Annotated in this window: 15 protein-coding genes; 5 read left to right on the plus strand and 10 right to left on the minus strand. The window is 74.1% G+C overall.

The annotated features are described in order from the left end of the window. Positions 1 to 44 precede the first annotated feature (44 nt). Genes ELY19_RS05965 through ELY19_RS05990 form a run of 6 tightly spaced genes read right to left on the minus strand, consistent with a single transcriptional unit; the run spans position 45 to position 14,961 of the window. Complete coding sequence (locus tag ELY19_RS05965; RefSeq protein ID WP_126195393.1) at positions 45 to 10,442, minus strand: non-ribosomal peptide synthetase; 10,398 nt, start codon at positions 10,440 to 10,442, stop codon at positions 45 to 47. 46 nt (positions 10,443 to 10,488) lie between these two features. Beyond that, the gene (locus tag ELY19_RS05970) at positions 10,489 to 10,824 is read right to left on the minus strand and encodes a DUF6802 family protein (protein ID WP_126195394.1); all 336 of its coding nucleotides are present in this window, start codon (positions 10,822 to 10,824) and stop codon (positions 10,489 to 10,491) included. Beyond that, the gene (locus ELY19_RS05975; RefSeq protein ID WP_126195395.1) at positions 10,814 to 11,899 is read right to left on the minus strand and encodes a hypothetical protein; all 1,086 of its coding nucleotides are present in this window, start codon (positions 11,897 to 11,899) and stop codon (positions 10,814 to 10,816) included. Before ELY19_RS05975 ends, ELY19_RS05970 begins: the two co-directional genes overlap by 11 nt. Continuing rightward, the gene (locus ELY19_RS05980) at positions 11,896 to 12,615 is read right to left on the minus strand and encodes a hypothetical protein (RefSeq protein WP_126195396.1); all 720 of its coding nucleotides are present in this window, start codon (positions 12,613 to 12,615) and stop codon (positions 11,896 to 11,898) included. Before ELY19_RS05980 ends, ELY19_RS05975 begins: the two co-directional genes overlap by 4 nt. 40 nt (positions 12,616 to 12,655) lie before the next feature. After that, positions 12,656 to 14,236 carry an MFS transporter gene (locus tag ELY19_RS05985; RefSeq protein WP_308297425.1) on the minus strand — a complete coding sequence of 527 codons (1,581 nt, stop codon included), beginning with the start codon at positions 14,234 to 14,236 and terminating at the stop codon, positions 12,656 to 12,658. Next, on the minus strand, positions 14,233 to 14,961 hold the full coding sequence (locus ELY19_RS05990; RefSeq protein WP_126195397.1) for an LppX_LprAFG lipoprotein: 729 nt from the start codon (positions 14,959 to 14,961) through the stop codon (positions 14,233 to 14,235). The genes ELY19_RS05985 and ELY19_RS05990 overlap by 4 nt, the downstream gene beginning before the upstream one ends. Before the next feature lie 37 nt (positions 14,962 to 14,998). On the opposite strand from ELY19_RS05990, the gene trmB reads away from it, so the two are divergent. The 4 genes from trmB (at position 14,999) to ELY19_RS06010 (ending at position 21,155) form a co-directional block, all read left to right on the plus strand. Beyond that, positions 14,999 to 15,808: a tRNA (guanosine(46)-N7)-methyltransferase TrmB gene (trmB, locus tag ELY19_RS05995; protein WP_126195398.1), complete on the plus strand. Its 810-nt coding sequence runs from the start codon at positions 14,999 to 15,001 to the stop codon at positions 15,806 to 15,808. Then, complete coding sequence (locus ELY19_RS06000; protein WP_126195399.1) at positions 15,805 to 16,467, plus strand: NYN domain-containing protein; 663 nt, start codon at positions 15,805 to 15,807, stop codon at positions 16,465 to 16,467. Before trmB ends, ELY19_RS06000 begins: the two co-directional genes overlap by 4 nt. A 34-nt stretch (positions 16,468 to 16,501) precedes the next feature. Beyond that, positions 16,502 to 19,540 carry an MMPL family transporter gene (locus ELY19_RS06005; RefSeq protein WP_126195400.1) on the plus strand — a complete coding sequence of 1,013 codons (3,039 nt, stop codon included), beginning with the start codon at positions 16,502 to 16,504 and terminating at the stop codon, positions 19,538 to 19,540. 91 nt (positions 19,541 to 19,631) lie between these two features. After that, complete coding sequence (locus ELY19_RS06010; protein ID WP_126195401.1) at positions 19,632 to 21,155, plus strand: protein kinase domain-containing protein; 1,524 nt, start codon at positions 19,632 to 19,634, stop codon at positions 21,153 to 21,155. Positions 21,156 to 21,192: 37 nt separating this feature from the next. Here the strand turns inward: ELY19_RS06010 and ELY19_RS06015 are convergent, their stop codons facing one another. The 4 genes from ELY19_RS06015 to ELY19_RS06030 form a co-directional block, all read right to left on the minus strand. Next, positions 21,193 to 21,660: a hypothetical protein gene (locus ELY19_RS06015; protein WP_126195402.1), complete on the minus strand. Its 468-nt coding sequence runs from the start codon at positions 21,658 to 21,660 to the stop codon at positions 21,193 to 21,195. 93 nt (positions 21,661 to 21,753) lie between these two features. Then, a complete protein-coding gene (locus ELY19_RS06020) occupies positions 21,754 to 21,990 on the minus strand; it encodes a hypothetical protein (RefSeq protein WP_126195403.1) in 237 nt (78 codons plus the stop codon). A gap of 23 nt (positions 21,991 to 22,013) precedes the next feature. Beyond that, on the minus strand, positions 22,014 to 23,186 hold the full coding sequence (locus ELY19_RS06025) for a fatty acid desaturase family protein (RefSeq protein ID WP_126195404.1): 1,173 nt from the start codon (positions 23,184 to 23,186) through the stop codon (positions 22,014 to 22,016). Between the two features lie 25 nt (positions 23,187 to 23,211). Then, positions 23,212 to 24,264: a flavin reductase family protein gene (locus ELY19_RS06030; RefSeq protein WP_126195405.1), complete on the minus strand. Its 1,053-nt coding sequence runs from the start codon at positions 24,262 to 24,264 to the stop codon at positions 23,212 to 23,214. Between the two features lie 141 nt (positions 24,265 to 24,405). On the opposite strand from ELY19_RS06030, the gene ELY19_RS06035 reads away from it, so the two are divergent. Further along, the gene (locus ELY19_RS06035; protein ID WP_126195406.1) at positions 24,406 to 25,065 is read left to right on the plus strand and encodes a TetR family transcriptional regulator; all 660 of its coding nucleotides are present in this window, start codon (positions 24,406 to 24,408) and stop codon (positions 25,063 to 25,065) included. Positions 25,066 to 25,139: the final 74 nt, after the last annotated feature.

Below are 25,139 nucleotides of genomic sequence, written 5' to 3' on the forward strand. Positions count from 1 at the left end.
TCGGGCAAGGTCACAGAACCGAGGGTGACGTGCAACATCTCACATCACACCTCGGCCCTGTCCCCCGCACCCGGGAGGAAGCCGATGCGCACCAAGTAGTCGACGTAGACGTCCAGTCCGGCGTCCCCGACGGGGTCGCGGTCACCGTCGAGCCCGATGCGCCCGTCGGCGACCGCGGTCGGGACGAACGCCCCGCCCGTGCCGGAGGTGTCGCGCTCCAGGCCGGCCCGGATGAGCAGGATCGACCGGGCCAGCGCCTCGGCGACCTCGGGGCGGCTGCGGAACGCCGCCGTCTGGCGGTCCAGGAACTCGGCGCCCGGCACCGGCTCGATCGCGAAACCGCCGCGGCGCAGGGCCTCGACGATCTCCCGCCAGCTCACCTGCGAGCCGCTGCCCACCTCGAGGGTGCGCAGCGGCTCGGCGCCCGTGCGCAGGATCTCCACCATCGCCTCCGCGGCGCGGTCGACCGGCGTCATCTCCAGGGTCTGGTCCAGCATCTCCGACGGGGCCGCCCCCACCGTCGCGATGGACCGGACGAGGTTCCAGAAGGCGTCGTCGGTGTTCGTCGCCCCCGAATCGAGCGCGCCGGTCAGCAGGCCGGGACGCAGGATCGTCGACCGCACGCCGCTCGCCGCCGCGAGCTCCACGATCCGCTCCGCCACCCACTTCGACTGCGGGTACCCCGCGTCCGGGATCTCCTCGAACGAGCCGGCCGCCGAGATCGTCGACACGAACTGGAAGACGGTGCCGGGCCGCCGCGACGCCAGTTCCAGGAGGAACCGCGTGGAGTCGACGTTCGCCGCGCGCAGCCGCGCATAGGGCTCGACGTGGTTGACCCGCGCCCCGCAGTGGATGATCGCATCGACCTGCGCGATCACGCGGTCCCAGTCGGCGGCGTCGACGCCGAGGGCGGGGGCCGCGAGATCGCCCGGCAGCGCCGTGATCCGGCCCTCGTACCCCTCCGCCCACGAGCCGTAACGCCGCATGGACGCGCGGATCCGGTCGAGCCCGGAGGCCTCGTCGCGGGCCCGGACCAGCGCGACCACCCGGGCCTCCGGGTCGGCCTCCAGCACCGCGCGCACCAGGTGTCCGCCGAGCAGGCCGGTGGCACCGGTGACGAGCACCCCGTGCCCGGACGGCACCACGCCGGGGGTCGACGGTGCGAACCGCACGTCGTCGACGGGCACCTCCACCGACCGGGCGCGGCCCGCGGCGGACAGCGAGGCGAGGACGGACGCCGGCGTGGCGCTCTCGAACAGCGCCGCGATCGGCACGCGCACCCCGAAGTCCACGTCGACCCGGTCCACCAGCCGCATCAGCGACAGGGAGTCGCCGCCCAGGTCGAAGAAGGAGTCGTCGAGGCCGACCCGGTCGGCGCCGAGGACCGCCTCGAAGACGGCCACCATGGCGCGCTCCTCGGCGGTCTCCGGCGCGCGGTAGCCGGCCGCCGCCGCGAACACGGGCTCCGGCAACGCCGCCCGGTCGAGCTTGCCGCTCGGCGTGACGGGCAGCGCGTCGAGGACCACCACGAACGGGACCATCGCCGCGGGCAGGCGTCGCGTGACGGTCGCGGTGATCTCCTCCGGCGACCGGCCGGGGGCCACCACGTAGCCGACGAGCCGCGCGCCGGCCGCAGCGTCGCGCACCGCCGCGACCGCCGCGCTCACACCGGGGCACGCGGCGAGCGCCGCCTCGACCTCCCCGAGTTCGATCCGCACGCCGCGGATCTTCACCTGGTCGTCCGCGCGGCCCACGTACTCCAGCGACCCGTCCGGCAGCCAGCGCACCAGGTCGCCGGTGCGGTACATGCGCGCGCCCGCCGTCCCGTACGGATCGGCGACGAACCGCGACGCCGTCAGGCCCGGCCGCCCCACGTAGCCGCGGGCCACCGCCGCGCCCGTCACGTACAGCTCGCCGACCACACCGGGGCCCACGCGGCGGAGGGCACCGTCGAGCACGCGGACCGCCATTCCGCGGACGGGCCGGCCGATGGGCACCGGCCCGCTCTCGCCGGGCCGGATCCGCGCCGTCGAGACCACGACGGTCGCCTCGGTGGGCCCGTAGGCGTTGAGCAGCCTGCGGCCGGGCCCCCACTGGTCGACCAGCGGGCGGGGCACCGCCTCCGCGCCGACGACCAGCGAGGTCAGGCCCCTCATCCGCCCGGCGGGCACGGAGGCCAGCACCGACGGGGTGAGCAGCGCATGGGTGACGCGCTGCTTCTCCACGAAGGCCGCGAGCTCGGCGCCCGCGCGCACCGTCGCCGAGACGACGAGCGTGCCGCCCGTGGCGAGGGCGCACAGGATCTCCCACACCGCGGCGTCGAAGCCGACGGACGCGTTGTGCAGCGTCCGGGTCCCCGGCCCCAGCTCCAGCTCGTCGGCGAAGGAGCGCACCAGGTCGGCGAGGCCCGCGTGGGTGACCGCGACACCCTTCGGCACGCCCGTCGACCCGGAGGTGAAGATGACGTACGCCGCGTCCTGCGCCGTGAGCGGCGACCGCCGGTCGGCGTCGGTGACGGGCTCGTCGGTCGCGTCGTCGCCGGGGCCGGCGTCGAGCAGCGCACCGTCGACCTCGAGGGCCGGGTGCGCGTCCGCGAACATGGCGTCGACGCGCTCGCGCGGCGTCGACGCGTCGATCGGCAGGAACGCGGCACCGGCCTTGGCGACGCCCAGCACCGCGGCGACGAAACCGGCCGACCGCGGCGCGGTCACGGCCACCACGTCGCCCGGGCCCACGCCCTCGGCGATGAACCGCCGCGCCCAGCGGTTCGACAGCGCATCCAGCTCGGCGTAGGTGAGCGGGTCCCCGTCGCCCGCGACGGCCCGGGACTTCGGGCGGGCCGCGGCGCGGCGCTCGACGAGGTCCGGGAGGGTCCGCGCGGGCACGCCGCCGATCGCGCCGCCCCAGCGGCGCACCAGCAGACGGTCGGCCTCGCCCGTGCCGTCGACCTCGGCCAGGCGGGCGTCGGGCCGGATCACCGCCGCGGTCAGCACGCGCCGCCACCGGTCGACGAGGTCCTCCACCGCGGCCCGGCCCAGGACGTCGGTGCGATACCCGGCGCGGACGTGCATCGTCGTCCCCGGGACCACCGCGACGTGCAGCGGGTAGTGGGTGGCGTCGTCGCCGCGCACGTCCACCACCTCGATGTCCGTGCCGGGGATCGCGGCGCCGGCCGTCGACGGATAGTTCTCCACCACGAACAGCGAGTCGAAGAGCTCGTCCCCGCCGGCCACGCGGGTGATCTCGGTCAGGCCCAGATGCTGGTGGTCGAGCAGCCGCACGTACTGCGCCTGGACGCCGAGGGCGACCTCGCGGACCGTCGCGCGCGGGTCGAGGGCGACCCGCACCGGCGACGTGGTGATGAACAGGCCCACCAGGTCCTCCACGCCGTCGAGCTGGTCGGGCCGGCCCGACTGCACCGCGCCGAAGACCACGTCGTCGCGGCCCGTCGCGCCGCCCAGGGCGATCGCCCACGTGGCCTGCAGGACCGCGCCGGTCGTGGTGCCCAGCTTCCCCGCCAGGCGGGTGACGGCCGCGCCCACGGTCGCGGGGATCGTCAGCCGCACCTCGTCGCGCCCCTGCCCCGACGGTCCGCCGTCCCGGCTCGGGTGCGCCCGCGGGAGGTCCCGGGCGACCAGCGTCGGCTCGTCCAGGCCGGCGAGCTCCTCCGCCCACGCGGCGCGCGCCGCCTCCCGGTCGCGCGCCTGCAGCCAGGTGAAGTAGTCGCGCAGACTCGCCCGCGGCCGGCCGGCCGCGAGGGCCACGGGATCGGCGCCCGCGAGCAGGTCGCCGGCGGCGTAGCCGGCCAGCAGATCGCGGAAGATCACCGGCGCCGACCAGCCGTCCCACAGGATGTGGTGGTTGGTCACCACCAACCGGAACTCCCGCTCCCCCAGCCGGGCCAGCAGGAACCGCACGCCCGGCTCCCGGTCGAGCCGGAAGCCGCGCCGCCGCTCGGCGGCGGCGAGCTCGCCGAAACGGGCCTCTGGATCGCGCGCCCCGCGCACGTCCTCGCGGCGGAACGGCACCGGGCCCGGCGCGGCGATCACCTGGACCGGGGCCTCCAGCCCGTCGGCGACGAACCGGGCGCGCAGCGCCTCGCGGCGGTCCATGAGCGCGCGCACCGCGGCCGCGAACCGGTCCTCGTCGACGGCGCCCTCGAAATCGATCACCGTCTGCACCACGTACGGGTCGGCGTCGGCGTCGCCCTCGCCGAACTCCGCGTGGTACCGGAAGCCCTGCTGCAGCACGGTCAGCGGCAGCACGTCCTGCAGGCCCGGGTAGCGGTCGTCGAGCCGCTCCACCTGCTCCGCGGTGAGCGCGACGAGCGGGAAGTCCGACGGGGTGTGGCCCCCGTCGCCGCTGCCGGCGGCGCTGACCACCTCGCGCAGGGCCTCGAACCACAGCGCGCCGAGCCGGCGCACCGCGTCCTCGTCGATCAGCGCCGGCGCCCACGTCCACGACGCCACCAGCTCCGGGCCGTCCGCGCCGTCCCGGGCGGCGGCGTTCACCTCGATCGGATGCAGCAGCGCGAGTGCGTCCGGCGCCGGGGAGAGGTCGGGGAACCGGCGGTCGGGCGCCCAGGGCCCGTCGCCCGAGCCGGTGGTGCGGCCCAGGTAGTTGAAGCCGATCTCGGGCTGCGGCAACGCGTCGAACTCCGCCGCCCGGCGGCCGTGGCCGTACCGGGCGAGGCCGTAGCCGATACCGCCGTCGGGCACGGCCCGCAGCTGCTCCTTGACCCGCTTGACCACGGCGGCGGGCGCGCCCCCGCCCGGCCGCAGCCGCAGCGGGTGGACGTTCGTGAACCAGCCGACGGTGCGCGTCAGGTCCAGCCCGGGGGCCAGGGACTCGTCCCGGCCGTGCGTCTCGACCTCGACGAGGACGGAGTCGTCGGCGCGGCCCCGCTCGCCCGCCCACCGGGTGACGGCCGTCGCGAAGGCCGCGAGCAGCACGTCCTGCACGCCGGCGTGGAAGGACTCCGGCACCGCGCCGAGCAGCGGCCCGGCGACGTCGGCGGGCAGGCTCAGGTCGGCGTGGCCGGCGGCGCCGTGGGTGTCGCGGGCGGGGTCGAGCGCGCCGTCGAGCAGGGCGGGCGCACCGTCGAGCACGGACCGCCAGTACTCGAGCTCGTCGGGGCCGGCCTGCGCGGCGCGGTCGGCGAGCACCGTGGACCAGCGGCGGTACGAGCTGCCCACCGGGGCCGTGACCACGGGCCGGCCGGCGGACGCGGCGTGCCAGCCGGTCGCGAGGTCGGTGAGCAGGATCCGCCAGGACACGCCGTCGACCACGAAGTGGTGCGCCGCGACGAGCAGCGCCCCCTCCCGCCCGGGGCCCAGGTCGAACCACACGGCCCGCAGCAGCGACGGTGCGCCGGGCCGCAGCAGGCCCGTCACCCGGCGGTGCTCGGCGGCGATCGCCGCGCCCGCCTCGTCGAGCGACAGGCCGGTGGCGTCGAACCGCTCCACGACGTCGGCGGCGTCGACCGCGCCGACGGGCCGCGCGGTGAGTGTCCAGGCGCCCCCCGGGCGCGACTCGAGTTCCGCGCGCAGGGCGTCGTGCCGGTCGAGGATCGCCTGGGTGAGCGCGTGCAGCGTCCCGGCGTCGACGGCCGGCGGGGTGCGGACCAGCACCGACTGGTGGAAGCCGTCGGCCGTGCCGCCGTGCGCGGCGAACCAGGCGAACACCGGGGTGGGCGTGATCTCGCCGATGCCGTCGTCGGGGGCGGCGTCCGCGGGATCGACGGTGCCCGCCGCGGCGGCGAGGCCCGCGACGGTGCGGTGCGCGAAGACGTCGTGCGCGGTCAGGGTCAGGCCCGCGGCGCGGGCACGGCCCACGAGCTGGATCGACGTGATGGAGTCGCCGCCCAGCTCGAAGAAGGAGTCGTCGACCCCGACCTTCTCGACGCCGAGCACCTCGGCGAACACCGCCGCGAGGGTCTCCTCGGCGGAGGTGGCGGGCGCCCGGTACCGGGCCTCGTCGCTCACGTCGGGCGCGGGCAGCGCCGCGCGGTCGACCTTGCCGTTCGCGGTGAGCGGCAGCGCGTCGAGCGCGACCACCCGGGCGGGCACCATGTGCGCGGGCAGCCGCCGGGCGGCGTCCGCCCGGACGTCGGCCTCGGACGCCGTGCCGGTGACGTAGCCGACGAGGCGCCGGGCGGCGCCGTCGCCCTGCACCGTGACCGCCGCGGCGGTGACGCCGGGGCACGCGGCGAGCGCGGCCTCGACCTCGCCCGGCTCGATCCGGAAGCCGCGCAGTTTCACCTGGTCGTCGGCGCGGCCCACGTACTCCAGCGATCCGTCCGGTAGCCAGCGCACCAGGTCGCCCGTGCGGTAGACGCGCGCGCCGTCGGCGCCGAGCGGGTCGGCGACGAACCGCGACGCCGTGAGTCCGGGGCGGCCGGCGTAGCCGCGCGCGACGCCCGGCCCGCCGACGTACAGCTCGCCCACGACGCCCGGCGGCACGCGCCGCAGCCCGGCGTCGAGGACGTAGGCGCGGGCACCGCCGATGGGGCGGCCGATGGAGACCACGTCCTCCCCCGCCACCAGCCGCCCCAGGGTCGCGGCGACGGTCAGCTCGGTGGGGCCGTAGGCGTTGACGAGCCGGCGGCCCGGCGCCCACGTGTCGACCAGCGGCCGGGTGACGGCCTCGGCGCCGACGGTGAGCGACGTCAGGCACGCCATCCGGCCGGGCGTGACCGCGGCCAGCACGGACGGGGTGATGAGCGCGTGCGTGACGCCGTGCTCCTCGACGAAGTCGGCGAGCTCGTCGCCCACGCGGGTCTCGGGTGAGATGCGCAGCGTCGCGCCGGTGGCGAGGGCGCTGAGCAGGTCCCAGAAGGAGATATCGAAGCCGACGGAGAAATTCGACAGGACCTGCGCGCCGGCGCCCGCCCCCGTCTCCGCGACGATCGCCGCGGCCAGGTCGACGGCGCCGGCGTGCGGCACGACGACGCCCTTCGGCGTCCCGGTGGTGCCGGAGGTGTAGATGACGTAGGCGGCGTCGCCGGGCCGCAGCGGCCCGCCGCGCTCGAGGTCGGTGAGCGGGGCACCGTCGAACCGGCGCGGGTCGGGGTCGGTGTCGGGCGCGACCACGAGGCGGGGTGCCGCGTCCTCGAGGAGGAAGGCCCTGCGCTCGTCGGGGTAGGCGGGGTCGATGGGCAGGTAGGCGGCGCCGGCGCGCAGGACGGCCAGCTCCACGACGAGGAGCCGGGCCGAGCGCGGCACCGTGACGGCCACGATGTCGCCGGGGCGCACGCCCTCCGCGCGCAGGTAGCGGGCCCAGCGGTTGGCGGCCCGGTCGAGCTCGGCGTACGTCAGGGACTCGGTGTCGTCCGCGAGGGCGAGCGCGTCCGGGGTGGTGCGGATCCACTCGTCGATGAGGTCGGGCACGGTCGCGGTGCGCTCCGGGCCCGACGGTGCGCCCCACGCCTCCAAGCGCGCGGGCTCGGGGTCGAGCAGGACGTCGAGGGCGCCGACCGCGGTGCGCGGATCGGCCGCGACCTGTTCCAGCAGCCGGCGCCACCGCGCGACCAGGGTCTCGACGGTCGCGCGGTCGAAGACGTCGGTGCGGTACTCGACGCCGCCGGTGAGCCCGCCGGCCGTCTCGGTGACGCTGAACAGCAGGTCGGCGCGGGAGGTCCCGGCGGCGGTCGGCACCACCTCGGCGCCGAGCACGTCGCGCAGGCCGCTCCAGCCCGGGTCCTCGTTCCAGCCGAGGATCACCTGGAAGACCGGGTGCCGGTCGGCGGAGCCGCGCGGCTGCATCGCGACGACCTCGCCGAAGGGCACGTCCTGGTGGGCGTAGGCGTCGAGGACCGTCGACCGGGTGCGCCGCAGGTAGTCGCCGAACGGGGCGGACCAGTCGACGGTGGTGCGCAGCGCCAGCAGGTTGACGAACATGCCGACCACGTCGTCGCACGACGCGGGCCGGCCCGACGCGGCGGTACCGATCACCACGTCGTCGCCGGCGCCGAGCTTGGACAGCAGCGCCGCGAGGGCGGCGTAGTGGACCATGAACAGGCTCGCGCCGTGCTCGCGCGCCACGGCGCGCAGCGGCTCGGTGAGCTCGGCGGGCCACGCGAAATCGACGGTCCCGCCGGCGGAACCGTTCTCGGCGGGGTACGGGCGGTCGACGGGCAGCACCGTCTCGGCGGGCGCCCCGTCGAGCGTGCGGCGCCAGTAGTCGCGCTGGGCGGCGATCGGCCCGTCGGGGTCCTGCAGCCGCGCGACCTGCCAGGCCGCGAAGTCGGCGTACTGCACCGCGGGCGCGCCGAGGTCCGGTGCGACGCCGGAGCGGCGGGCGGCGTACGCGGCCACGAGGTCGCGCAGCAGCGGCCCGACCGACGCCCCGTCGCCGGCGGTGTGGTGCAGCACGAGGACCAGCCGCTGCGGCTCGTCGGGATCGGGATCCGCGAGCAGCCAGCCGCGGAACGGCGGCTCCGCGGCGAGGTCGAAGGCGTACGCGGCGCACTCGCGGGCGGCGTCGTCGCGGTCCTCGGCCGGCACGGTGCGCCGTTCGAGCAGCCGGGCGTCGTCGACCGGAACGGTGAGGTCCTGCACCACGTCGTCGCCGCGCAGCCGCAGCACGGTGCGCAGCGCCCGGTGCTTGTCCACGAGGTCGCGGACGGCGCGGGCCATGGCGTCGGCGTCGATCGGTTCGTCGAAGTCGAGCACGAGCGGCATGTTGTAGACGGGCGAGGGGCCGCCCAGCTGGAAGTCGCGGAACAGGCCGGCCTGCGCGTACGAGGCCGGGGCCTCCGCCACATCGCCGAGCGGCGCGATCGCCGGGCCGGCGGGGCGCGCGGTGCCGGGGTCCGACGGTGCGCCCGCCTCCCCGCCCCGCGCCTCCCCGGCCGCGGGCCGCGCCGGCGGGGCGGCGGGCGGCGCCGTGGCGAGCAGTGCGGCGATGCCACGGGGTGTGGGGTTGTCGAAGACCTCGACGACGGGGACCTGCACGCCGCGCAGCTCGGCGAGCCGGTCGGTGATCCGGACCGCGACCAGCGAGGTGCCGCCCAGGTCGAACAGCGAGTCGTCGGGCCGCACGTCGGGCACCCCGAGGACGTCGCCGAGGAGTTCGGCGACGAGGGCGACGTCGTCGGCTCCGCCGGGCGGCGCGGCGGACGGCGCGGCGGGCGGCGTGACCGGCGGCGCCGCCGCGACGGCGTCGAGGAGGGGGCCGAGGGGCGCGTCGGGATCGGCGACGAGGGCGGCGATCGCGCCGTGCCACTCGGCGGCGAGCGCCGCGACCTGCGGCGCGTCGAACACGCCCGCGCGGCCGCGGACGTCGAGGCTCAGCCCGTCGTCGTGGGCGAGCGCGACGAACGCGAGGTGCCGGACGGGGCCCGCGTTGATCACCTCGGTGCCGCCGGGCACGCCGGCGAAGTCCTCGGGGACCGGCTGCAGGTAGTTCACGACGACGCCGCTCGACCCGTGCTCGCCGTCGAGCGGGCGACCGCGCTGGTGCAGGAAGGCCTGCCGGAACGCGGTGTCGGCCGCCCGCAGGCACGTGCGGACCGTGCCGCCGCGGGGGAGCTCGACGCGCACGGCGATGGTGGTGCCGGCGGCGCCGTCGGTGTCCAGTCCGGTCTCGTCGATGCGCCCGGACACGGGCAGATCGATGCGCACCCGCTCGGCGCCGGTGCGGCGCGCGGTCACGATCGCCGCGGCCACGATCGCGACGGCCACGTTCCGCACTCCCACGGCGCGCGCCTCGGCGTCGAGGCTCCGCGCCAGGTCCGCGGCGACGGGCAGCAGGGGCGCCCGGACCTGGCCGTCCGGCGCGCTCGACGGGGCGCCACCCGGCAGCACGGCCGCGCTCGGGAGCCCGGCGGCGCGCCAGTAGGCGGCGTCCTCCGCGCGGTCGCGGGAGGCGAGGTAGCCGGACTCGGCGTCGAGCAGCGCCCGGAGCGGGCGGATCGGGTCCTCCGGCACCGGGTGGCCCTGCACGAGCGCGGTGTAGGTGCGCGCGATCGCCCCGCGGACGCGGGCGGCGGTGTACCCGTCGGCGACGGCCAGGTCGCACTCGAGCAGGAGCCGGACCCGGCGCTCCGCCGTGCGGACCAGCGCGATGCGGGCGCGCGGTCCCTGCGGCGGCGTGGTCAGGCGGCCCTCGGCGAACCTGCGGGCGGCGCCCTCCGGGTCGGCCTCGCGCCGGAGGTCCACCTCCTCCACCGCGACCTTCGTTCCGGCCTCGGCGACCTGGATGTGCGCCTTCTCCTCGATCCGCACGAGGAGGGGTTCGGCGGCGCGGAGCACGTACGTGGCGGCGCGGCGGAGGACGTCGCGGTCGACGCCCCCGTCGAGAACGATGTACTCGCTGATCGTCCACAGCGGGCCCGCTCCCTCGGCGGTGCGCGCGGAGAGGACGTGCTCCTGCGCCCGGGTCAGCCTGACGCCGGCGCGTGCGCCGCGGGCGCCCCGCCTTCCCTTGAACCGGTTCGCCATGGTCCCCCTCCATTCAGGTTTGCGATCGCAACCTTATCGAACGGATTCAACCAACATCGCCCCTATCCAGCAACCGCCACCGCCCCTCGACGAATCGCCAGGTTTCGAAGGTTCCGTTCGGCCGCACCCGGTGGTAGACGTCGGCCACCCCGTCGGCGTCCAGATCGGTGAACACCGCGGTGCCGTCGGCGTCGGTGAGGGTGCCGGTGTCCACCAGTCCGTCCCCGTCCGTATCGAGGGCGTGCACGTCGAACCAGCCGCCGTCGGCCTGCACCCACAGCCCGCCGGGCGACGGCGCGGCGGCCGGGACGGCACCGTCGAACAGGCCGGGGCCGAACGCGTCGGAGTCCGGCGCACCGAACAGCCCGAAATCAGGGTCCATATTCATTGGACGCACCAGCCCGCCGTTCGGTTCCCGGTCCGCGCGCGAGGCGCAGCGCCGCGTCGGCCTCGGCGGCGACCAGCGCCGCCGCCACCTCGAACTCGACGCGCTGCCGGAACCCCGCGGTGGCGGCGTCCGCCCAGCTGAGGCGGTCCGTGCGGGCCGCGCTGCGGCGGCGCACCCGCAGCAGCCACACCGCCGCGGCGAGGCCCACCGCCAGGCTGATGGGCAGTGCGAGCCAGCGCAGCGCGCCCAGCGCCTCGAGCGGCGCGGCCACCGCGCGGCCGATGCCGAGACCGGCGGAGGCGCCCAGGATCAGGACCGCGAGGTCCTCGGGCCGCCGACGGTGCGCGGGGGCCTCCGGCGGGTCGGGGCGGGGCAGGACGGGCACCGCGGGGACGGGCGGTTCGGGCCAGCCCGCGAAGGTGCCGCGGTAGGCGGCGCACAGGTGCGCGTACAGCGCGCGTTCGAGCCGCGTCACGACCTCGGTGAGCCGGACGCGCACGTCGGCGCCCGGCTCGTCCTCGTGCCGGCGGAAGCCGTCGGCGGAGTCGGCGAGCAGCTGCGCCCGCACCCGGGCGATCGTCGAGCGCAGGTAGGCGGAGCGGTCGGCCCGCTCGAGCGCCGGGCTCGGCGGACCCGCCGCCCGCACGCCCGTCCGCTCCTCCGCCCCCGGCGGTGTCGCCGCCTGCGCGGGCAGGGGCGGCAGCGGGTCGGCGAGCGCGGCGCGCAGCGCGTCGAAGCCGCCGCCCGAGTCCGGCTGCACGCTCACCACCTCGCCCCCGAGGCGCCGCCCTGACTCCGCCAGGGTGTCGGCGGCGTCCGCGTAGACGTCGGCGCCGGTGGCGGCGAGCACCGCCGGCAGGCCCACCCGCAGGCGGCCGAGCGCGACGGCGTCGACCGGGTCGGCGGGGACGCAGGCGTCGAGGACGTAGACGAGCACGTCGTGGTCGCCGCGGTGCTCGCCGAGCGGCACCGGGACGCCGTCGGCGCCGACGGCGGCGGCGTCCCCGCCGAGCCGGTCCGCGACGGCGGCCGCGCTGGCCGGGTCCTGCCCGGCCACCAGCGCGGTCACGACGCCCGCCCCAACCGGTCCAGCAGGAGGTGTTCCGCCTCGTCGCGGCGCGCGCAGTCGGTGGCGGCCACGGCGCGCAGCGCACCGTCGAACTCCGCCTCCCGGCGGGCCTCGAACCCTTCGAGGGCGGCGGCGAGGGGCGGCAGCAGCGCATCCACGCCACTCAGCTCGCGCAGGCTCGCCAGCAGCAGGTCGTCGGGCATCGACGGGGTCTCCCGCAGCGCGCCGAGCGCGCAGGCGAGGCCGTAGCCGCCGAGCCGGCGCAGCAGCGGCGCGTCCGCGCCCAGCGCCCGCGCCGCGTCGAGCGCGGACTCCGGGAGCGCGAGCGGCGCCCCGGCGAGGCGGCGGATCGCGGGCAGGTCGTCGGCCTCCACGCCGGCGAGCAGCGCCATCACCGCGATCACCGGCTGGCCCAGCACCTCACCGAGCCGCGCGGCGTACTCGTCGGCGGCGCGCCACGAGCCCGCGGCGTCGGCCTTCGTCCAGGCGATCACGGGCGGGCCCGCCGGATCGGCGTCCAGCGCGTCGATCGCGGCGCGGTCCGTGGCGCGGAGGCCACCGGCGAAGCAGTACAGCAGCGCATCGGCCTCGACGTCGTCCTCGACGATCTCGACGGAGCGCGACCGCAGGGCCGCGGCCAGCGTCGTCCTCCCGACGCCCGGCCGGCCCAGCAGTCGCACGCGTGGCGCGCCGCGGCGCACGGACAGATCCCCCATGAGAGCCCCCGCTCGTCGACCGGCGCCCCCGCGCCGATCCCTACCGGGAGGGTACGAGCGCCTCGCCGTCGACGGTGGCCGATTGCTCCGATTCGTTCCGGCCGCCCGCGACGAAGGCCGCGATCACGGCGCCCACCAGGCAGATGCCGGCGGTCACGCCGAAGACCTCGCCGAACATGCGGCCGTAGGCCTCCTGGGTCTGCCGGAACACGGCCAGCCCGGTCTCGACGAAGCTGCCCTGCGGCGCGATCGGCGGCATCGAGTCCAGGATGGAGTTCAGGCGGTAGAAGCCGAAGGTGGTCAGTGCGGCGACGCCGATGAGCATGCCGCTCATCCGGGCCACCACGAGCAGCGCCGAGGCGATCCCGGCCTGGGACAGCGGCACCGCGCGCAGCGCCGCCGACGACAGCGGGCCGATCACCACGCCGAGCCCGAAGCCGGCGATCGCCAGCGACGTATCGAGGGCGGGGAGGAAGCCCAGGTAGTGCGCGGACAGCACGTCGGTGGGCCACTGCGCGATGAGAACGTACCCGCCGGCGGCGACGACCAGGCCGGCCACCGAGACGATCCGGTCGCCGAAGCGCGTGGCGAGGAAGCCGCCGAGGATCGCGCCGACGGGCAGCGCGAGCAGGAACCGGACGAGGGTGAGCACCGCGGCCACGCCGTCGCGCTGCAGCACCATCCGGGCGTAGATCTCGATGTCGACCAGCGTCACCATGAGCGCGGCGCCCGCGCACACCGAGGCGGCGCAGGCGGCGAGGAAGGGCGTGACCCGCATCCCGGACGTCTCGATCAGCTTGACCTGCGCGAACCGCTCCCAGAGCGCGAACAGGACGAACGCGACGGCGGCGCCGAGGAGCAGCCACGCCCCGTTCGGAGGCAGGATGTGCTCGCCGTCGGGCTCGGGGTTGTAGAGGCCGATCACCGACAGGCCCAGCGCGACGGCGAGCAGCAGCCCACCGACCACGTCGACCCTCTGCTTCGACACCGCGCGCTTCGGGACCGTCAGCTGCAGCAGGACCATCGCGAGGAGCGCGAGCGGCACGTTGATCCAGAAGACGACGCGCCAGGCGTCGTCGCGGGGCACCGACGAGAAGTGGTTGTGCACCAGCGTCACCACGCCCACGCCCACGACGGGACCGAGCACGCTGCCCAGTTCCTGCGCCGCGCCGACCCAGCCGAGCACGGCGGCCCGTCGGCGCGCGGACCAGAGGTCGGCGGCGAGGGCGAGCGTCACGGGCAGCAGCGCGCCGCTCGCGACGCCCTGCACCACGCGGCCGGCGAGGACCTCCGGCACCGTGTGGGCGAGCGCGGTGAGCACCGACCCGACGATGAACAGCGCGAGGCTGGCCTGCAGCACGAGGCGACGGCCGAACCGGTCGGAGAGCCGGCCCAGCAGCGGCATCGCCGCGATGTAGCCCAGCAGGTACCAGGTGATGATCGGGGTGGCGAGCTGGATCCGGTTGATGGGGATCTCGACGCTGCGCATGATGTCCTCGAGGACCGAGACCACCACGTAGGTGTCGAGCGCGCCGAGCAGTACCGCGAGTCCCGCGGCGCCCATGGCGACGCCGCGGCCGCGGACGCGGCTCGGCGTGGTCGGCGCCGCGGTGACCGTCACTTCGCGGTCTTCGGGTCGAGCAGGGCGACCTTCTTACCCCAGTCGGACAGCGTCACGGTGAGCGTTCCGGAGTCGAAGCCGACGTTCGCACGGACCAGGTTGTTCGGCGCCGCCTCCTGCACCCAGAAGGTGAGCGGGCGGTCGCCGAGCGCGGCCTTGGGGACGATGCCGGCCAGCGCGGTGCCGGGGATGATGCCGGAGATGCGCACGGCCTCGGTGCCGCCGATCTGCTCGCGGCCCTCGACCTTGGGCTCGCGGACGGACGCGATGAGGTTGGCGATGCCCCGCTCGGGGTCGAGGATGGCGGAGGCGTCGTAGACGTCGACCGCCTTCCCCGTCCGGTTGTACGGCTGCCCCGGGCCGAACTGCACGAAGAGGTCACCGTCGGTGACGATGAACTTCGCCTTGACCGCACTGCGCTGGTAGACGACGTCCGCATCGCCCTGCCCCCCGAGCTTGGGCTGGTCGGTGAGGTAGGCGGAGACGCTCTTGACCGGCAGGTTCGGCACCGTGCCGTCGACGGAGAGGTCCAGCTGCACGTCGTGCAGGTCGCGTGCGGCCTTCGACGATGCGTCGATCAGGGTCTTGGCATCGGGCAGCGGCGCGTCGTTCACCTTCTCCCCGTCGCTCTTCGAGCAGGCGGCCAGGAGCCCGAGAACGGCGAGGAGGGCCACCACCGTGGAGGCGAGGCGGAGCGCCGTGTGGCGAGTGTTACGCACGATCATGCGGCCAATGCTAAGTCACAAGCGCAAAGCTGGGACGATGGAGAGCGTGCCCCAGTCCCAGGATCCCCGCGCCGAGCACCGTCGGCTGTACCCCCGCGTGACCAGTTTCCGGTCCCGCCGCGCCTCCCTCACCCCCGCCCAGCAACTGGCGATGGACACGGGCTGGGAGACGCTCGGCCGGGACATCCCGCCTGCCACCCCGCTTCCCGACGGTGCGCCCGACGGCGCGCCCGGGACGTTCCCGACGCCGTCGCACCCGCTGGACGCGGAGGCCTGGTTCGGGCGGAAGGCCCCGCTCATCGTGGAGATCGGCTCCGGCACCGGCACGTCGACGTGGGCGATGGCGCAGGCCGAGCCCGAGAACGACGTGGTGGCCGTCGAGGTGTACCTGCCGGGCATCGCGCAGCTCGTCGGCGCCGTGCAGCGCGCGGAGCTGACGAACGTGCGGGTGATCAGGGGCGACGGGGTCGCCGTGCTCGAGGACATGATCGAGCCCGGGTCGCTCACGGGGGTGCGCGTGTACTTCCCGGACCCGTGGCCGAAGGCCCGTCACCACAAGCGCCGGCTGCTGCAGCCGCGCATGTTCTCGCTGATCGCGGACCGTCTCCGTGTCGGAGGGATTCTGCACGTGGCTACGGATCATGCAGACTATGCAGAGGCGATTGCGGAGACCGCACCCTTGGAGCCGCTGCTGCGGCCCGTCGTGCTGCCGCCGCGGCTCGCCGATGCCGGGCTGCCGATCTCCGTCGACCGCCCGGTGACCAAGTTCCAGGACAAGGCCGCGCAGGTGGGCCGCGAGATCCACGAGTTCGTGTGGGAGCGCGTGGAGGAAGGAGAGGTGCGGTGACTTCGCTCGACGCACCCGCCGACCCGCAGCTCGACGTGGCCAAGCGTGTCCTGCTCGTGTGGGACGCGCCCAACCTCGACATGGGGCTGGGGTCGATCCTCGGCGGCCGCCCGACGGCGGCCCACCGCCCGCGCTTCGACGCGCTGGGCCGGTGGCTGCTGGAGTACACGGCCGGCCTGGAATCGGACATCGACACCCGGCTCGAGCCCGAGGCCACCGTCTTCACCAACATCGCTCCGGGCACGGCCGACGTGGTCCGGCCCTGGGTCGAGGCCCTGCGCAACGTGGGCTACGCCGTCTTCGCCAAGCCCAAGATCGACGAGGACAGCGATGTCGACGAGGACATGCTCGACCACATCGATGTCCGGCGGTACTCGCCGGGCCTCGGCGGGCTGCTCGTCGCCTCCGCGGACGGCCAGGCCTTCCGGGAGCCGCTGGAGGAGATCTCCGCAAGCGGCGTACCGGTAACCGTCCTCGGGTTCCGTGAGCACGCCGCCTGGGCGCTGGCGTCCCCTACTCTGGAGTTCGTCGATCTCGAGGACATCGCCGGGGTGTTCCGCGAGCCGCTGCCACGGGTGAGCCTCGATTCGCTGCCCGACGAGGGTGCGTGGCTGCAGCCGTTCCGTCCCCTGTCCTCGCTACTTTCGAGCCGGGCCTAGCCCTAGAACCGGTTCACCGGAAAGGAATTTTCGCTTGTTCGCAGCTATAGGACGCTTCACGTACGCGTTCCGATACACGATCATCGCGGTCCTCTTCGTGTCCATCGCCGCGACCGGCGTCTGGGGCTTCCTCGGGCTCGGCGCCAAGACCAAGATGAACGGCCTCTACGACGAGGCCAGTGACTCCGTGGCGTCGGCCCAGGTCACCGACAAGGCGAACGGCCGCGAGATGCAGCCCGACATCCTGGTGCTCATCAAGCCCGCGGAGGGCAAGAAGATCTCCGACGAGGACGTCATGAAGGCGGTCGCGAAGACCCGCGAGGACGTCCTGGCGAAGTTCGCGACCGGTGACGACGCCAAGCTGAACCCGCTCAACGAGAAGGATCCGCAGGAGAGCTCCCTCAGCTACACGATGTTCGCGCCGGGCGCGCCCCAGGCGAACGACGGGTTGTACAAGAAGTTCACCCGCACCGACGCCGACGGCGGTACCTGGGGCTTCTTCACCCTGCCGATGAAGTCGGCGGACGACACCCAGCGCGGCAAGGACTGGGTGGAGATCCAGAAGCCGCTCATGGAGATCCTCCAGTCGGACGCGAACAAGGCGACCTTCGAGGCGCGTGTCGGCGGCCTGGTACCGGTGACCTCCGAGGTCACGGAGGGCGTGCAGAAGGACCAGAAGAAGGCCGAGATCATCGCGCTGCCGCTCGTCGCGATCGTGCTGTTCTTCGTCTACGGCGGCATCGTGGCCGCGGTGCTGCCGATGATCATCGGTGTGCTGACGATCGGCGCCGCGATGGCGGTCGCCTCGGTGATGGCCGATTTCACGGACGTCAACCTGTTCGTCGGGCCGATCATCTCCCTCATCGGCCTGGGCATCGCCCACGACTACGGCCTGTTCATGGTCTCCCGGTTCCGGGAGGAATTGGACGAGGGGTACGACACACCGACGGCGGTCAGACGCACGGTCATGACCGCCGGCAGAACGGTGGTCATGTCCTCGCTGCTCATCGTCGCGGCTCTCGCGTGTCTCTACATCTCCCCGCTGGGCCTGCTCACGTCGATGGCCACGGGTGCGCTGCTGGGCGTGTTCATCGCCGCGCTGCTCTCGCTGGTCCTGCTGCCCGCGATGCTCGGCGTCCTCGGCCCGCGGGTCTTCGCGCTCAGCTTCCACTGGTTCCTCACGATCTTCGACAAGTGGAACCTGCCGCTGATCGGCGGCGTCATCCACTGGGCCGCGGAGAAGACGGGCCGCGCGAAGACCAAGGCCAACATCGAGGCCGGCATGTGGGGCAAGGTGACCGACGCGGTCATGAAGCGCCCGAAGACCGCCATCGTCGCCGTCGTGACGCTGCTGCTCGCGATCTGCATCCCGATCGTCGGGCTGCAGTTCGGCGGCATCTCGCAGACCTATCTGCCGCCGACCAACGAGACCCGGCAGACGCAGGACAAGTTCCAGGAGCTGTTCCCGGACAACACGGGCCAGCCGGTCAAGATCGTGTTCACCAACGCCAGCGACGAGCAGATCAAGCAGGTGCTCGACGAGGCGAACAAGATCCCCGGCTTCACGCACTCGAACCCCGCTGACCCGAACTCCGCGCGGTTCAGCGCGGCGACCGACGCCGTCTCCACCGCCAAGGGCACCTCGGACAAGCTCGTCGTCCGCGGCCAGGAGGTCTCGGTACGGGTGTCGAACGGCAGCATGCAGGATCCGAACGACACCAAGGCCGTCGGGGAGGCGGTGGCCGCGCTCCGCTCCATCAAGATGGACGGCGCGGACCCGAGCAAGGGCGTCGGCTTCCTGGTCGGCGGCATGCCGGTGCTGCAGTACGACTCGATCGACTCGATGATCAGCCTGTTGCCCAACCTGATGGTGCTGCTGGTCCTGGTCACCACGCTCGCGATGTTCCTGGCGTTCGGGTCGCTGACGCTGCCGATCAAGGCCGTGCTCATGTCGCTCCTGTCGCTGGGCTCGACGCTGGGCTTCCTGACCTGGATGTTCGTCGAGGGTCACGGTGGCGACCTGTTCAACTTCACCGGCGGCCCGATGATGGCGCCCGTGCTGGTGCTGGTGATCGCGGTGGTCTTCGGCCTCAGTACGGACTACGAGGTCTTCGTGATCTCCCGCATGATCGAGGAACGCGCGGGCGGTGCCACCACGAACCAGGCGATCCGCGCCGGCACGGCCAACACGGGCCGGATCATCACCGCGGCCGCGATCCTGCTGGCCTGCGTCGCGGCGGCGTTCGCCACGTCCGACCTGGTGATGCTGAAGTACGTCTCCTTCGGCCTGATCTTCGCGCTGCTCATCGACGCGACCGTGGTCCGCATGGTGCTCGTGCCGGCGGTGATGAAGCTGCTCGGCGACGACTCCTGGTGGGCGCCGGTGTGGATGCGCAAGATCCAGGAGGCGGTGGGCCTCGGCGAGACCTCGCTGCCGGCCGAGACCCGCGACGGCCGCCCGCTGTCGTCGGTCAAGCCCGCCTCCGCGGCCCCCGGCAAGGCAGCCCCGGAGCTGGTCGGTGCGGGTGCACCGGCCTCCGCCACGCGGGCGCCCGCGGCGCCCGACGACGGCCGGCTCCACCCGCCGTCGAACCTGCCCGACGTGCGTCCCGCCCGGCCGACCCCGGTCGGCCCCGGTCCGCGCCGTCCGGGCCCGCCGCCCGGCTTCTCGGGCCGGTTGGAACTGCCCCCGCGCCCGTCGGCGCCCACGCAGCGCCCGCCGCAGGACCCGCGCAGTTACCAGCAGCCGGTGCCGGGGCGCGGCGGACCGCAGGGGCCGGGCCAGGCGCCCGGGCAGCCCTCGCGGCACCGTCAGGGCCCGCCGCCCGGGCCGCACGGAGCCGGCCCGCAGGGCCCGCGCCCGAGTGGTCCGATCGGTCCCGGGCCGAGCGGCCCGATGCCGCGACAGCAGCGCCCGGGCGGCCCGCAGGGGCCACAGGGCGGTCCGCAGGGTCCGCGCCAGCCGTACCCGCCCCGCCCGCAGGGGCCGGGAGGACCGCAGGGTCCGCGCCCGCAGGGTCCGACCGGTGAGGGTCCGCGCCCGCAGCCCGGTCGCCGGCACTCCGAGGACTGATCCCGCACGACCGACGAGCCCCGATCCCCTCCCGGGATCGGGGCTCGTCGCGTATTCCGGTCCGCGGCGCCGCGCAGTAGGCTCGCTGATCATGGCGGGGAACGACCAGGACCTGGAGATCGCCGGGTACCGGGTGATCGATCGGCTGGGCGCCGGCGGCATGGGGCAGGTCTTCCTGGTGGCCCATCCGCGGCTGCCGCGCAGCGACGCGCTCAAGCTGCTCGACGGTGCCGTCTCCTCCAGCGAGGAGTTCCAGGCGCGGTTCATCCACGAGGCGGACCTGCTGGCGCCGCTCTCGCACCCGAACATCGTGCACCTCTACGACCGCGGGCGGCTCGACGACGGCCGCCTGTGGCTGACGATGGAGTACCTGCAGGGCACCGACGCCAAGCAGTTGCTGCGCGAGCGCGGCCCGCTGCCGCTGGCGCTGGTCGCCGAGATCGTCAGCGGCGTGGCCGCTGCCCTGGATTACGCGTACGAGGACTTCGCGATCACCCACCGCGACGTCAAACCCGCGAACGTGCTGGTCCGCCTGCGAAACGGGCGGGTGAGCGCGGTGAAACTCGTCGACTTCGGCATCGCCAAGGCCTCCACGGAGGCCAGCTCACTGACGGTCACGGGAACGACCGTCGGGACGCTCGGATACCTCTCCCCCGAGGCGATCAACGGCGTCGAGCTCGACAACCGGACCGACCTGTACTCCCTGGCGACCGCCGCTTTCGAGTTGCTCACGGGCGCACCGCCCTTCGCGGGCACCACGATCGCCGCTGTGATGGGCGCGCACCTGTACCAGCCGGTCCCGGCGCTGCACCTGCGCGGCCCCGGCCTGCCGCCGGAGCTGGACGCGGTCTTCGAGCGCGCCCTCGCCAAGGACCCCACCGAGCGGTACGCGACGAGCGGCGAGTTCGCGGCGGCGCTGGCGGCGATCGCGGCCGCCGCTCCCGATGCCCGTGCCGCGGCCCCGTCGGATGAGGACGAGGTGGATCCGCACTACGCGGCGACCACCGTGCGGCAGGCCGGTCCCGGCGACGACGATGCGACCACCGTCCTGCCTCCCAGCTCTGTCCCCGCGGCGCCCGCGATCGTCGGCGGGACCCCCGCCGTCGAGCTGCGCCGCGGCGAGACCGTCGACCTGCCGGCCGCCGCCGAGCAGCGCCTCCTGGTGACGCCGCCCCGCTCGCGTGCTGAGAGCGACCTGTTCGCGCTGGTCGTGGACGGTGACGCGCGTGTCCTGAGCGAGCAGCACCTGGTGTTCTACAACAATCCCCGCGATCCGGGCGGCATCGCCGCGCTCACGCCGGGAGACGACGCGGGCCTCGTCCTCGTGCCGCGCCTGCTGCCGCCCGGCGCCCGGATCGTGGTCGCGGTCGCATCCGACGCACCCGAACCCACCCGCCCGACGGTGCCGGCCGTCACCGTCGAGTGCGAGGGCGGCGCGTGGGCGGTCCCGACGGCGCCCGAGCCCGGCCTGCGCGCGGCCGTGCTGTGCGAGGCGTACCACCGCGACACCGCGGACGGCCGGGTCCTGCGGCTGCGCGCGATCGCGCAGGGGTGGACCGACGGCGTCGCCGCGCTCGTCCGCGGCTACGGGGTCGAGGTCGACGAGGGCGCCTGAGCCGGCCGGTGCGGCCGGGTCCTCGTCGACAGAGAGGTCAGGACCGGGGTTTCGGATCGGCCTTCGGTGCCGACGGTGCGGGCTTCGGCGCGGCGGCCTTGGGCGCTTCGGCCTTCGGAGCGGCCTCAGGCGCCTCGGTCTTGGGGGCCGCCTTGGTCGCCTCGGTCTTCGCGGCGCTCTTCGGGGCCTGAGCGGTCGTGGCAGCCGGCGTGCTGCCGGTCGGGGCGGCCGGCTTGGGTGCCTTCGCGCCCTTGACGGCGGCGACGTCGGCGGCGACGTTCGCGGCGGTGGCCTTCACGTCGGCGTCGAGCTTCGAGCCCGCCGACGTGAGGTTGGCGAGCCCCTCCTTCACCTCCTTGCCGGCGGTCTCGACGTCGCCGACGTCGGAGGTGATCTCGGCCTTCTCCTCGGCGGCCCGCCCGGCCGCGCCGCGGGCCTGCGTCAGCCCGCCGACGATCTCGCTGATCTTCTTGACTACGGCCTTGCCCTGCTCGATCGCGCTCACGACCACACCTCCCGGGAAGATTGTTGGATTGCAACCTTCTCACGGCCGGCGCCGCGCTGCCACCGTTCGCGTCACAGTGGCGTCAGCACGGGATCAGGCCCGCTCGCCGGGCGGGTTCCCCTCGTCGGGCGGTTGTTCGGTGCGGGCCTCGTCCGCGGCGGCGGCCTTGGCCGCCTGCCGCATCTCGAGGGCGTCGCTCACGGCGTCGCCGATCTCCCGCGCGACGTCGGCCACGGCGGTGGTGATGATCGTCGCGATCCGGCCGACGCGGATGGCCGTCGACTCGACGGCCTCCTGCGCCGCGTCCTTGCGCCGCTCCAGCTTGCCCACGTCCGCGCCCTTCCGCCGAGGTCCTAGACCGACACCATCTCACGCTCGACGGCGCGCTGCCAGCCCGCCTTGGCGAGCGCGCCGCGGGCGGCGTCCTCGTGCCGGGCGCGTTCGATGGTGACCGCGAGCTCGGGCTCCTGCTTGGTCCAGCGGTTCGGGAGCGAGAGCTTGGCGATCTTCTTCCAGGTCGAACCGAGCTGCCCGCGCAGCGAACCCGTGTTGTAGGGCAGGCCGAACTCCTCGCACGTCGCGCGGACCTCGGCGGCGATCTCCGGGTAGCGGTTGGCCGGGATGTCGGGGAACAGGTGGTGCTCGATCTGGAAGCTCAGGTTGCCGCTCATGATGTGGAACAGCCGGCCGCCGTCGATGTTCGCGGAGCCCAGCATCTGCCGGACGTACCACTCGCCGCGGGTCTCCTCGGCCGTCTCCTCCTTGGTGAAGGTCTGCACGCCCGACGGGAAGTGGCCGCAGAAGATGATCGAGAAGGTCCACAGGTTGCGGATCAGGTTGGCCGACATGTTGCCGAGGAAGGTCAGCGGGAACAGCGGGCCGGTGAGCGCCGGGAAGATGACGTAGTCCTTGAGCACCTGCTTGCCCGCCTTGCGGCGCATGCCGGCGACGAGCTCCTTGATGTCGCCCCACTTGCGCTCGCCCTTGACGATCCGCTCGGCCTCCAGGTCGTGGAGCATGACGCCCCACTGGAACAGCACCATGAGCGCGCTCGCGTAGGCGAGGTTGCCCAGGTAGTACGGGTGCCACTTCTGCTCCGGCGCCATGCGCAGGATGCCGTAGCCGATGTCGCGGTCCATGTCGAGGACGTTGGTGAAGGTGTGGTGCAGGTAGTTGTGGCTGTGCTTCCACTGGTCGGCGGGGCACACGGTGTCCCATTCGAATTCGCGGGAGTTCAGGCCGGGCTCACGCATCCAGTCGTACTGGCCGTGCATCACGTTGTGGCCGATCTCCATGTTGTCGAGGATCTTCGACACACCGAGGGAGCCGACGGCCAGCGGCCACAGCGGCGGCAGGTACATCATGGCGCGGCCGGCGATCTCGAAGCCGCGCTGCGCGCGCACGATCTTGTAGATGTACTCGCGGTCCTTGGCGCCCAGGTCGTTGATGATGCGGGTGCGGATGGCGTCGAAGCGCTCGCCGATGATCTCGACCTGCTCGGCGGTGAGAGTGATCTGTTCCGTCATGGTTCTCCCCTTCGAAGGTGGTGGGCTACAGCGCGATCTCGACGTCGCCGACGGGCGCGCTGATGCAGAGCTGGATGTGCTGGTCGGGCTCGTCGTTCGTCTCGCCCGTGAGGATGTTCGTGGTGCAGCCCGACGTGCGGACGGCGGTGCAGGAGAAGCAGATGCCCATGCGGCAGCCGCTCTCGGGGAAAAGGCCGGAGGACTCGGCCTGGTCGAGGATGCTGCGGCCGTCGTTGTCGACCTCGGTGCCTGCCTTGGTGAAGCGCAGGGTGCCGGTCGCCTCGCCCGACGGTGCGGCCGCCACCGGCGGGGTGAACTCCTCGACGCGGAGCTCGACACCGGCGTCGGAGTACAGCTGTTTCGCGGTCTCGAGCAGCGGGGCGGGGCCGCACGCGAAGCCGATGTCGCCGAAGTCCTCGAGGTGCTCGGGGCCGAGGTGACGGCCGCCGGCGCGGGTGTAGACGTAGGTCACCGAGACGTTCGGCCGGCGGGCGAGGTGCTCGAGTTCGCGGCGGTACGGGTTGTCGGCGGCGTCGCGGCAGAAGTGCAGGACGTCGATCGCACCCTCGTGCTGCTCGTCCACGAGCGTGCGCACGATCGAGAGTACGGGTGTCACACCACTGCCGCCGCTGATGAGGCGGATCCGTTCGGGCCGGTTCCCCGGCGTCCCGGGCAGCGTGAAGGTGCCGGCGGCCGGGGTGAGGCCCAGGACGTCGCCCACCGCGAGGTTCTCACGGAGGTGCGTGCTGACGAGGCCGTCGGCGTCCGCGGTGACGGTGAACTCGAGCTCGCCCGGCGCGTGCTGCGAACCGGCGGGCGAGAAGCAGCGCGTCTGACGCACACCGTCGATCACGGTGCTGACCTGGATGAACTGACCGGCCTCGAAGCCCTCGAACTGGCGGGTCGGGGTCACGGTGAAGGTCACGGTGCGGTCGGTGCGGCGGCTCACGGCGGTCACGCGGCCACGGATCTCGGTCCACGTGACCATCGGGTCGACGAGTTCGAGGTAGCGGTCCACCGCGTGGGGCGTCAGCACGGCCTCGACGACGGATCCGGCGAATCGAGTGAAGCGGCTCATGGCTGTGTTTCTCCGTTCAGTGCACGCTTGTACACTCACAGTATGCACGCAGCCGTCCGCTCCCCGTCAAGGAGTTGTTCCGTGACCTCGGCCACAACCTCCGCGACACCGCCCCGACGCAGGGGCGATAGACTCGAACCCATGCCCAGACCGACCCCGCGCGCCGTCGAACGGCACACCCCGGGACCGTCGCGGGCGGAGGCCAAGGAGCGCACGCGGCAGACCCTGCTGGACGAGGCGCTGGCCCTGGCCGGTGAACGCTCGTTCGCGAGCCTGTCGCTGCGCGAGGTCGCCAAGGCGGCCGGCGTGGTGCCCACGGCCTTCTACCGCCACTTCGCGTCGATGGACGACCTCGGCGTCACCCTCGTCGAGGACGCGATGCGCGTGCTCCGTCGCATGCTGCGGGAGGGGCGGCGCGAAGGCGTCGCGCCCAGCGGGGCGGAGGCGATCCGCATCGTCGCCAAGCAGGCACGCGCCAACGACGCCGAGTTCCAGTTCCTCGTGCGCGAGCGCTACGGCGGCTCCCCGGAGCTGCAGCGCGCGATCGACGTCGAACTGCGGCTGTTCGCCAAGGAACTCACCCACGACCTGTCGCGGATCCCCGCGCTCAGCGACTGGAGCGTGGAGGACCTGGACATGATCGCCGACCTCTACGTCACGATCATGCTGGGCTTCGTCGCCGAGTTGGTGCGCATCGACGCCCGCAATACCCGCGACGAGGCGGAACTCATCGACCGCACCACCCGCCAGCTCACGGTCGTCGCCCTGGGCCTGGGCTCCTATCAGCCGCGCGAGCAGTAGCACCGCTCCGCGTCGTCCCCCACGCCGCGCCGATTCCCCCGGTGAACGCCGGGACGTTCACCGGATCGCCACCC

Source organism: Tsukamurella paurometabola (assembly GCF_900631615.1).
Lineage (GTDB): Bacteria > Actinomycetota > Actinomycetes > Mycobacteriales > Mycobacteriaceae > Tsukamurella > Tsukamurella paurometabola_A.

What these genes read in the sequence shown, in the direction of transcription:
- ELY19_RS05965 (WP_126195393.1), bottom strand. Translation starts at nt 10,442, where the DNA reads ATGGCGAACCGGTTCAAGGGAAGGCGGGGCGCCCGCGGCGCACGCGCC.
- ELY19_RS05970 (WP_126195394.1), bottom strand. Translation starts at nt 10,824, where the DNA reads ATGGACCCTGATTTCGGGCTGTTCGGTGCGCCGGACTCCGACGCGTTC.
- ELY19_RS05980 (WP_126195396.1), bottom strand. Translation starts at nt 12,615, where the DNA reads ATGGGGGATCTGTCCGTGCGCCGCGGCGCGCCACGCGTGCGACTGCTG.
- ELY19_RS05990 (WP_126195397.1), bottom strand. Translation starts at nt 14,961, where the DNA reads ATGATCGTGCGTAACACTCGCCACACGGCGCTCCGCCTCGCCTCCACG.
- trmB (WP_126195398.1), top strand. Translation starts at nt 14,999, where the DNA reads ATGGAGAGCGTGCCCCAGTCCCAGGATCCCCGCGCCGAGCACCGTCGG.
- ELY19_RS06010 (WP_126195401.1), top strand. Translation starts at nt 19,632, where the DNA reads ATGGCGGGGAACGACCAGGACCTGGAGATCGCCGGGTACCGGGTGATC.
- ELY19_RS06025 (WP_126195404.1), bottom strand. Translation starts at nt 23,186, where the DNA reads ATGACGGAACAGATCACTCTCACCGCCGAGCAGGTCGAGATCATCGGC.
- ELY19_RS06030 (WP_126195405.1), bottom strand. Translation starts at nt 24,264, where the DNA reads ATGAGCCGCTTCACTCGATTCGCCGGATCCGTCGTCGAGGCCGTGCTG.
- ELY19_RS06035 (WP_126195406.1), top strand. Translation starts at nt 24,406, where the DNA reads ATGCCCAGACCGACCCCGCGCGCCGTCGAACGGCACACCCCGGGACCG.